This window comes from Actinomadura sp. 9N215, from assembly GCF_044326345.1.
GTDB lineage: Bacteria > Actinomycetota > Actinomycetes > Streptosporangiales > Streptosporangiaceae > Spirillospora.
The window spans coordinates 35345-44144 of record NZ_JBIRBA010000046.1 but is presented as its reverse complement, the minus strand read 5'-3'; the positions used below and the strand labels follow the sequence as shown (position 1 = coordinate 44144).

The following is an 8800-nucleotide window of genomic DNA, read 5'->3' as shown; positions in this document are numbered from 1 at the left end:
CCCTTCCGGCTTGCGTCCCAGTACGTCCGGCGGCTCAGTACGTCCGGCGGATGTGGAAGCCCCAGCCGCCCTGCTGGAGGGTCTCCTCCCAGACGAAGTCCTGCGACTTCATGCGGCACCAGGCGGGGACGTCGGTGCGGGCGGCGGCGTCGTCGGCGAGGACGGCGACGATCTGCCCGACCGGCACCTCCCGGATCCGCTCGGCCAGCATGATGATCGGGATGGGGCACTTGCGGCCCAGCGCGTCGATGACCAGCACGGGCGGCGGCGCGGACGGCTCGGCGGCGGGGGGCGGCGCGGCGTCGGCGGGCGCCCCGCTCTTGGCGCGGCCTCGGAACCTCATGGGCGCGACCGCCTCCCTGTGTCGACATGGTTCAGCGTCGTCCGGCGGAGGCGGTCGACGGCGCCGGGCAGCACGGCCAGGAACCGGTCGACGTCCGCCGAACCAACGCCACGCGGCAGCGATACCCGCACGTTCCCGTGGGTAATCACGCCCATCGCCTCCAGCACATGACTGGGACGCAGCGTATCCGCCGTACACGAACTTCCGGACGAAACGGCGAAACCCAGCCGGTCGAGTTCGGTCAGCAGCGCCTCGCCCTCCACGTACAGGCAGGAGAACGTCACCAGGTGCGGCAGCCGCCGGACGGGGTCGCCGACGACCTCGACGTCCGGGACGGCCCGCGGCACCTCCGCGCGGATGCGGTCGACGAGAGCGGAGACGCGCGCCGCGTCCGCCGCCGTCTCCGCGCGGTACGCCTCCAGCGCCGCCGCGGCCGCCACGATGCTCGGGACGTTCTCGAACCCGGGGACCCGTCGCTGCTCGCGCTCGTCGTCCGGCAGCGGTGACCGCCACCGGGTGCCCTTCCGGACGGCGAACACCCCGACGCCCGCGGGCCCGCCCCACTTGTGGGCGCTGCCCGCGAGGAACGACCAGCCGCCGGGGACGTCCACCCGCCCGAGGGACTGCGCCGCGTCGACGAACAAGGGGACGCGGGCGGCACGGCACGCCTCCGCCGCCTCGGCGACGGGCTGGATAGTCCCGACCTCATGGTTGGCCGACTGCAGGCACGCGAGCGCGGTGTCCGGACGCAGCGCCGCGGCGAACTCGCCGGGATCGACGCGGCCCGTCCGGTCGACGCCGACGACGGTCACCTCGCCGCCGTCGCGTTCGTGCGCCTCGGCGGCGTGCAGGACGCTGGAGTGCTCGACCGCGCTCACCACCAGGTGGCGTCCGACCCGATGGCGCGCCCGGAGCCCGCCGAGGACGGCCAGATGCACCGCCTGCGTGCCCGACGACGTGAACGACACCTCGTCCGCGCGGGCCCCCAGGACGCCCGCCACCCCCGCGCGGGCCCGGTCGAGGAGCCTGCGGGCGCCGCGCGCCGGTCCGTACAGCCGCGCCGGATCGGCCCACCCGGCGTCGAGCGCCTCAAGCAGCGCCGACCGGGCCGCGGGATGCGGCGGCTCGGTGGACGCCGCGTCGAAGTAGGCGGTCCCGGCGCGGGCGGTGTCGCGGGCGGTGCCGGACGTGCCCGGCGCGCGCGGCCCGCCTGACGTGCCCGGCGCGCTCGGCGTGCTCGGTTCGGCCACGCGGAAACACTAACCCGGCACCCGATCGGGGGTTCGCGTGACCCTCGCGCTAGTGTGTCCATCGCACGTGTGACAACTGATCTCTCCGCCCGGCCGACCGGGCTTTCATCCGTGGGGAAGGCATTCCGTGAGTCCGACCCGCTCTAGGGAGCGGCGTACGCCTGTGCGCGGTCGCCGCGCATTGAGAAGCGCCGGCGCGCTGGGCCTGCTGGCGCTGTCAGCCACCGCGTGCAGCGGCAGCCGCCTGGGCATGCCCGAGCCGATCAGCGAGCAGGGCGAGCGCATGCTGCACCTGTGGCAGGGCTCCTGGATCGCGGCGTTCGCGGTCGGGGCCGCCGTCTGGGGCCTGATCATCTGGGCGATCCTGTTCCACCGCAAGCGCTCCGACGACCTGCCGCCCCAGGTCCGCTACAACCTGCCGATCGAGATCCTCTACACGGCGGTCCCGTTCGTCGTCATCGCGGTCCTGTTCTACTTCACCGCACGGGACGAGAACTACGTCGAGAAGACCACCGGCAACCCCGCCGTGGTCGTCGACGTGACCGCGTTCCAGTGGAGCTGGCAGTTCGACTACAAGGAGAAGGACGCCGCGGGCAAGGAGCGGCTCGTCGCGCACGTCGTCGGACAGCCCGTCGCGCCGAACGGGCCCGCGCCCAACAAGCCGGTGATGACGATCCCCACGGGCCAGAAAGTCCGCGTCCGCCTGCACTCCAACGACGTCATCCACTCGTTCTGGGTCCCGGCGCTGATCTACAAGAAGGACGTCATGCCCGGCTACGACAACGAGTTCGAGTTCACGGCGAACAAGACCGGCGTGTACGAGGGCCGCTGCGCCGAGCTCTGCGGTGTCGACCACAGCCGGATGCTGTTCCAGCTCAAGGTCGTGACGCCCGGCGAGTACACCAAGTACATCGCCGATTCCAAGGCCGCGCTGGCCGCGGGAGGTGCCAGGTGACCGCGACCACTCACGCGCCCACCGCGCCGCCCGCCGCCCCCCGGACGACCAAGGGGCGCATCCTCGCCTCCTGGATGTCGTCCACCGACCACAAGGTGATCGGCTACCTCTACCTGATCACGTCGTTCGTCATGTTCCTGTTCGGCGGCGTCCTCGCGCTGGTGATGCGCGCCGAGCTGTTCGAGCCGGGCATGCAGGTCGTCAGCAACGAGCAGTTCAACCAGCTGTTCACCATGCACGGCACGATCATGCTGCTGATGTTCGCGACGCCGCTGTTCGCGGGCTTCACCAACGTCATCATGCCGCTGCAGATCGGCGCGCCCGACGTGGCGTTCCCGCGGATGAACATGCTGGCGTACTGGCTGTTCCTGTTCGGCAGCCTCATCGTCATCGCGGGCTTCCTGACCCCGGGCGGCGCGGCCAGCTTCGGCTGGTTCGCCTACGCCCCGCTGTCGGACGCGGTCCGCTCGCCGGGCATCGGCGGCGACATGTGGGTGATGGGCCTGGCGATGTCCGGGTTCGGCACCATCATGGGCGCCGTCAACTTCATCACCACGATCCTGTGCATGCGCGCGCCCGGCATGACGATGTTCCGGATGCCGATCTTCACGTGGAACGTCCTGCTGACGTCCATCCTCGTGCTGGTCGCGTTCCCGGTCCTCGCCGCGGCGCTGCTGGCGCTGGAGGCCGACCGCAAGCTCGGCGCGCACATCTTCGACGCCGCGCACGGCGGCGCCCTGCTGTGGCAACACCTGTTCTGGTTCTTCGGGCATCCGGAGGTCTACATCATCGCGTTGCCCTTCTTCGGCATCGTGACGGAGATCCTCCCGGTGTTCAGCCGCAAGCCCGTCTTCGGCTACATCGGACTGGTGTTCGCGACCATCAGCATCACGGGCCTTTCCGTCACCGTGTGGGCGCACCACATGTTCGTCACCGGCCAGGTGCTGCTGCCGTTCTTCTCCTTCATGTCGTTCCTCATCGCCGTGCCCACGGGGGTGAAGTTCTTCAACTGGGTCGGGACGATCTGGCGAGGACAACTGACGTTCGAGTCGCCGATGCTGTGGTCGCTCGGCTTCCTCGTCACGTTCCTGTTCGGCGGGCTCACCGGCGTGATCCTGGCGTCGCCGCCGATGGACTTCCAGCTGTCCGACTCCTATTTCGTCGTGGCGCACTTCCACTACGTCGTGTTCGGCACCGTGGTGTTCGCGATGTTCGCGGGCTTCTACTTCTGGTGGCCGAAGTGGACAGGCAAGATGCTGAACGACACCCTCGGCAAGATCCACTTCTGGCTGCTGTTCATCGGCTTCCACGGCACATTCCTCGTCCAGCACTGGCTGGGCGCCGCGGGCATGCCGCGCCGGTACGCCGACTACGCGGACGAGTTCCAGGGCCTCAACGAGATCTCCAGCATCTTCTCGCTGGTCCTCGGGGCGTCCATGCTGCCGTTCTTCTACAACGTGTACATCACGTGGAAGCGGGGCAAGCGCGTCGAGGTCGACGACCCGTGGGGCTACGGCGCGTCGCTGGAGTGGGCGACGTCGTGCCCGCCGCCGCGGCACAACTTCAACTCGATTCCGAAGATCCGTTCCGAGCGGCCGGCGTTCGACCTGCACCATCCGCATGTGGGCGCCAAGGGCGAGCTCGCCGGGACGAAGGGAGAGTAGCCGATGCGCGTCCAGGCGTTCATGTTCTACGGGTCCGCGCTGTTCTTCCTGGCGACCGACATCGTGTACTGGCTCTGGTCCGGTGACTGGACGGGCACGACGGCGCTGGGCCTCGCGGTCGGGCTCGCCGGGCTCATCGGGTTCTACGTGCACTTCACCGTCCGGCGGCTGGAGGCCGCGAACGGCGGTCCGCTGTACGAGGACGACCCCGAGGGGAACATCGCAGACGCGGCCGGTGAGCTGGGCTTCTTCAGCCCGCACAGCTGGTGGCCGCTGTTCCTCGGGCTGTCGGCCGCGGCCGTGGCGCTCGGCGTCGTGTTCGGCTGGTGGCTGGTCATCCTCGGCGTGGCCGCCACGCTGCTGTCCACGATCGGTCTGGTCTTCGAGTACTACCGGGGTCATTTCGCCCACTGATCAGTAAAAGAACCCCATGAGGGGCCGGTGTCCGCTTTTTTGCGGGTACCGGCCCTTTCACATACTGGGCGCCGTTCCAGCGACGTGGCTGGGGAGGCGGACCGATCGCCCAGTAGGACGACCGGGGGGACCACATGGGGGTGGGTGGCTCAGGACCGGGAGACCGGGGCCGCCGGGCGGCGGCAGTGCTCATCGGCGCCGGCATGGTCGCGGGCGCCGCGGCCTGCTCGGGCGGCGAGGCGGACGGCAAGGACGCCACGAGGCTCACGGTGTCGCCGGCGGGCGGCGGGGGACAGCTCAGGCCGGACAGCCCCATCGCCGTCCAGGCGTACCGGGGCACCATCGAGAACGTGACCGTGTCGGCCGGCGGCGGGCTGGTCGAGGGCGACCTGAACGCCGACAGGACGCGGTGGAGGTCGCGCTGGACGCTCGAACCGGGCCGGACGTACACGGTCGGCGCGACGGCGATCGGCGAGGACGGCAGGACCAGGACGGTCAGCAGCCGCTTCGCCACCGCCAAGGTCACGAAGACGAACGACGTGACGGTCGAGGGGCCGTACGCCAAGGAGACGGTCGGCGTCGGCATGCCCATCGTCATGCAGTTCGAGCGCGGCGTGCAGGACAGGAAGGCGGTCGAGCAGGCGCTGGAGGTGCGGGCGGACAAGACCGTCGAGGGCGCCTGGCATTGGTTCAGCGATAAGGAGGTCGTGTTCCGGACCAGGCAGTACTGGCCCGCCCACACCAAGGTGTCGTTCCAGGCCCACCTCAGCGGTGTGCGCACCGGCGGCGACGTGTACGGCGGCAAAAACTACGCCGTCGACTTCAAGGTCGGCGACTCGCACATCTCCACGGCGGGCGAGGACAGCCACAAGATGGTGGTGAAGGTCAACGGCAAGAAGGTCCGCACCATCCCGACCAGCATGGGCAGGGGCGGGGCCCGCATGTTCACCACCACCAACGGCGTCCACCTGACGATGGAGAAGCAGGACCCCACGGTCATGACGTCGGCGTGGATGGGCGTCAGCCCCGGCGGCCCAGGCGGCTACAGCCTCACCGTGTACAAGTCCGTGCGCATCTCCGAGAGCGGCGAGTGGGTCCACAGCGCGCCGTGGTCGGTCGGCAGCCAGGGCAGCTCCAACGTCAGCCATGGCTGCATCAACATCAGTCCGTCCAACGCTAAGTGGTTCTACGGGCTGGCGCAGCGCGGCGACGTGGTGACGGTGACCGGGTCCGACCGGGAGCTGGAGCCGGACAACGGCTGGGGCTACTGGCAGCTCAAGTGGAACGACTGGGTGAAGGGCAGCGCGCTGAAGCGGTCGGTGACGACGGCGCCGCGCGTGGACGCCGCGACGCTCTCCGCGCAGCGGGGCGCGCAACGGCCGGACAAGCAGCGCGCAGGGGGTGACTGACCCGCCGCCCGGCCAGCGGCTAGCGGAGCGGCGGGGGCTCCGGGACGTGGTGCATGCGCGCCCAGGTGCGGGCCATGGCGATCCGGTCGGGGCCCGACGGGTGCGTGAGCCACAGCAGGTACTCCATGCCGTCGGGGTTCAGGTCGGAGATGTTGCGCACCGACAGCTCGTGCTGCATCGACACGAACGTCGCCGGGTCGCGGGTGAGGTTCAGCGCGTGCGCGTCCGCCCGGGCCTCGATGCGCCTGCTGACGAGGTTCTGGACCGGGGCGCCGACCTGCGTCCCGGCCGCGACCAGCGCGAGGACGAGCGCGATCGACCGGGGGTCGGCGGCTCCGCCGGAGCGGCCACGTCCGGGCGGGCCGGTGGAAGCGCGCGGGCCGGTGGGGGCGGGCGGGCCGGTGGGTGCGACGCCCGCGCGGCTCAGGAGGCGCGGAGAGGTCATCAGGAGGTAGAGGAGGCACATCGCCCCGGCGATGCCGAGCGCGCCCACGAGCGTTCCGTACAGGACGTCGTCGCGCTTGGCGTGCCCGAGCTCGTGCGCGACGATCGACTCGACCCGGGCGGGCGGCGACTTCAGCAGCGTGTCGTACAGGACGATCCGGCGCGTGGACCCGAAACCGGACACGTAGGCGTTCAGCGACGTCGTCCTGCGGGACGCGTCCGCGACGAGGACGTCCTCCACGGGCACGCCGTCCCGCTCGGCCATCGCGAGCAGGTCGGTGCGCAACCGCCCTTCAGGCAGTGAGTGGAACTTGTTGAACACGGGCTCGACGGCGATCGGGTAGATGAACGACACCAGTACGACCAGGAGGAAGCCTCCGGCGGCGGCGCCCGTCCACCAGTAGCGCGGGAAGCGGCGCACGACCGAGTACAGGAGCAGCAGGGCGATCGTGTAGATGACCCACGTGACGCCGAGGGACTTGAGCTGGTCGACGAGCCACGAGGGCCAGCTCTGCGTCGACAGCCCGTACCGGCGCAGAACCGACTCGCTCCAGACGTCGAACGGCAGCCCCGCGACGCGCAGCACCGTCGTCAGCGCCATGGTTGCGACGATGATTCGCCAAAGACGAAGCCGAAGGCGCTCCGGGGGGTGTGGGGGGTCGTCCCCCCTCGGTGGGTGCGGGCGGCGGTGGGTGCGGGTGGTGACCCAGCCGATGAAGCGGGCGCCGAGCGGAGTGAAGCCCAGCGCGAATATGACGACCAGGCCGACGACGAGGCCCGTGTAGGCGGGCGGGTTGACGGCCGAGTCGAACGCCTTGGACCGCGCGATCTCGGACGGGGAGAAGTCGAGCGCCGGATCGGGCTCCACGCGTCCGCCGGGGACGTGGCCGGGCAGCGGGTTCCACGGCGTGGTCATGGCGAGGACGACCGCGACGGCGCCGAAGAGCCCGGCGGCGGTGACGGACGCAGCGATCCGCGGCCGTCCCCCCGCCTTGCTTCGCTCGGTCACGTGAGTTCCTTCTTCAGGTAGTCGCGCCAAAGGGCGGTGAAGCGGTCCCGGGGGAGGCGCAGCACGTCGCGCAGCGCGGTCTCCTCCGGGACGCGCCCGGCGGTCCGGTAGAGCCGCACGAGCGTCGCCTCACCGTACCGGTCGGCGATCATCCGGCAGGCGAGCCAGGCCTCCTGGTAGGCCTGGGAGAGGCGCGGCGAGCCGCCCGCGAACGCGTTCGCGGCGGGCAGCGCGGACGGGATCCGGCCCGCCGCCACCTCGCGGCGCAGCTCGCCCGCCGCCGCCCGCACGCCGATCTTCGCCCCGCGGTAGCCGACGTAGTCGGCGAAGCCCTCGATGAGCCACAGCGGCGTGGTGCGGTCGCGGGCGCCGCCTGTGGCGACGTGCGTCAGCTCGTGGGCGAGGACGACGTCGCGGCCGAGCTCGTTGAGGCGGCCGAAGGTGCCGGGGGAGATGATGACGCGGTCCTCGCCCCGCCCTCCGCCGGCGGACGGGGCGGCGGTCGCGAGCGCGGCGATCTCGCCGAGGCTCTGCCCGGGCCCGGCGAGCGCGGACGCGAGGGCCGCGTCGGCGGGCACGAGCGCGACGGCCCGCCGCGCCCAGCCGCCGCCGACGACGCCGGTGACGACGGGGACGGCGGCGTCCAGGCGCCGTGCGATCTCTTCGAGTCCCGTGGTGTCGCCGATGACGAGGCTCGCGCGGCCCTTGAACACGGTCAGGGGGCCGCCGTCCCAGATCTCGGCGTCGTCCTTGAAGCCGTGCGGCGAGCCGTCGCCGACGATCGTCCAGGCGCCGGAGCGTGGGGCGAGGGCCAGGTACTGGGTGCGGGCCACGTCGCCCCGGTCGAAACCGCGCAGCTTGTAACGCGCTCTGACGCGGACGACCGCGACGCCCTTCTCGCCGTCCAGGGTCTGGGTGGTGACGACCTGTTCGCGCCAGCCGTCCATTGGGATCCTGCGGAGGTTGTCGTAGAGGCGGGACTGGGCGTCCTGGAACGCGGGGGGCGCGGCGCCGACCGTCGCGAGGAAGGCCGTACGGTCGCCGCTGCGCACGGCGCGCGCGCGGTTGCCGAGGACGGTGGCGGCGTCGCGGGGACCGAACCCGTCGATCCCTTCGGCCGCGCCTGCGCGGGGCGTCCCGTCGTCGCCGGACTGCGCGCCGAGGATGCCCGCGCCCGCGCCTCCCGCGAGCAGTGCCGCGGCCCCGCCCGCGCCGAGGGCGAGCGCCCTGCGCCGCGTGACGAGGCCGTCCTTCATGTGCGCGATCCTATGCAGCACGAGGTGGAGGCTGTGGCGCCTGTGGCAGAGGCCGT

At 71.3% G+C, this 8800-nt stretch carries 8 protein-coding genes; 4 read left to right on the top strand and 4 right to left on the bottom strand.

Annotated elements, in window-relative coordinates:
- Window positions 1–34: 34 nt before the first annotated feature.
- Window positions 35–343 carry a sulfurtransferase TusA family protein gene (locus tag ACH34T_RS42700; RefSeq protein WP_396026732.1) on the bottom strand — a complete coding sequence of 103 codons (309 nt, stop codon included), beginning with the start codon at window positions 341–343 and terminating at the stop codon, window positions 35–37.
- Entirely contained in the window at window positions 340–1593 is a 1254-nt protein-coding gene (locus tag ACH34T_RS42695; protein ID WP_396026731.1) for a cysteine desulfurase family protein, read from the bottom strand. Before ACH34T_RS42695 ends, ACH34T_RS42700 begins: the two co-directional genes overlap by 4 nt.
- A gap of 181 nt (window positions 1594–1774) precedes the next feature.
- Here ACH34T_RS42695 and coxB point away from each other — a divergent pair, with 181 nt between their 5' ends.
- The 4 genes from coxB (at window position 1775) to ACH34T_RS42675 (ending at window position 6035) form a co-directional block, all read left to right on the top strand.
- Window positions 1775–2548, top strand: a complete 774-nt coding sequence (gene coxB, locus ACH34T_RS42690; RefSeq protein ID WP_396026730.1) for a cytochrome c oxidase subunit II — start codon at window positions 1775–1777, stop codon at window positions 2546–2548.
- 74 nt (window positions 2549–2622) lie between these two features.
- Window positions 2623–4212 carry a cytochrome c oxidase subunit I gene (gene ctaD, locus ACH34T_RS42685; RefSeq protein WP_396026736.1) on the top strand — a complete coding sequence of 530 codons (1590 nt, stop codon included), beginning with the start codon at window positions 2623–2625 and terminating at the stop codon, window positions 4210–4212.
- Between the two features lie 3 nt (window positions 4213–4215).
- Window positions 4216–4626, top strand: coding sequence for a cytochrome c oxidase subunit 4 (locus ACH34T_RS42680; protein WP_396026729.1), 411 nt, complete (start codon window positions 4216–4218; stop codon window positions 4624–4626).
- Window positions 4627–4811: 185 nt separating this feature from the next.
- A complete protein-coding gene (locus ACH34T_RS42675) occupies window positions 4812–6035 on the top strand; it encodes an Ig-like domain-containing protein (protein WP_396026728.1) in 1224 nt (407 codons plus the stop codon).
- A 19-nt stretch (window positions 6036–6054) separates the two neighbouring features.
- On the opposite strand, the gene ACH34T_RS42670 is transcribed toward ACH34T_RS42675, so the two are convergent.
- Both ACH34T_RS42670 and ACH34T_RS42665 read right to left on the bottom strand, forming a co-directional pair.
- The gene (locus tag ACH34T_RS42670; protein ID WP_396026727.1) at window positions 6055–7488 is read right to left on the bottom strand and encodes a M48 family metallopeptidase; all 1434 of its coding nucleotides are present in this window, start codon (window positions 7486–7488) and stop codon (window positions 6055–6057) included.
- Window positions 7485–8765 carry a hypothetical protein gene (locus ACH34T_RS42665; RefSeq protein ID WP_396026726.1) on the bottom strand — a complete coding sequence of 427 codons (1281 nt, stop codon included), beginning with the start codon at window positions 8763–8765 and terminating at the stop codon, window positions 7485–7487. The genes ACH34T_RS42670 and ACH34T_RS42665 overlap by 4 nt, the downstream gene beginning before the upstream one ends.
- Window positions 8766–8800 lie beyond the last annotated feature (35 nt).

What these genes read in the sequence shown, in the direction of transcription:
- ACH34T_RS42700 (WP_396026732.1), bottom strand. Translation starts at nt 343, where the DNA reads ATGAGGTTCCGAGGCCGCGCCAAGAGCGGGGCGCCCGCCGACGCCGCG.
- ctaD (WP_396026736.1), top strand. Translation starts at nt 2,623, where the DNA reads ATGTCGTCCACCGACCACAAGGTGATCGGCTACCTCTACCTGATCACG.
- ACH34T_RS42680 (WP_396026729.1), top strand. Translation starts at nt 4,216, where the DNA reads ATGCGCGTCCAGGCGTTCATGTTCTACGGGTCCGCGCTGTTCTTCCTG.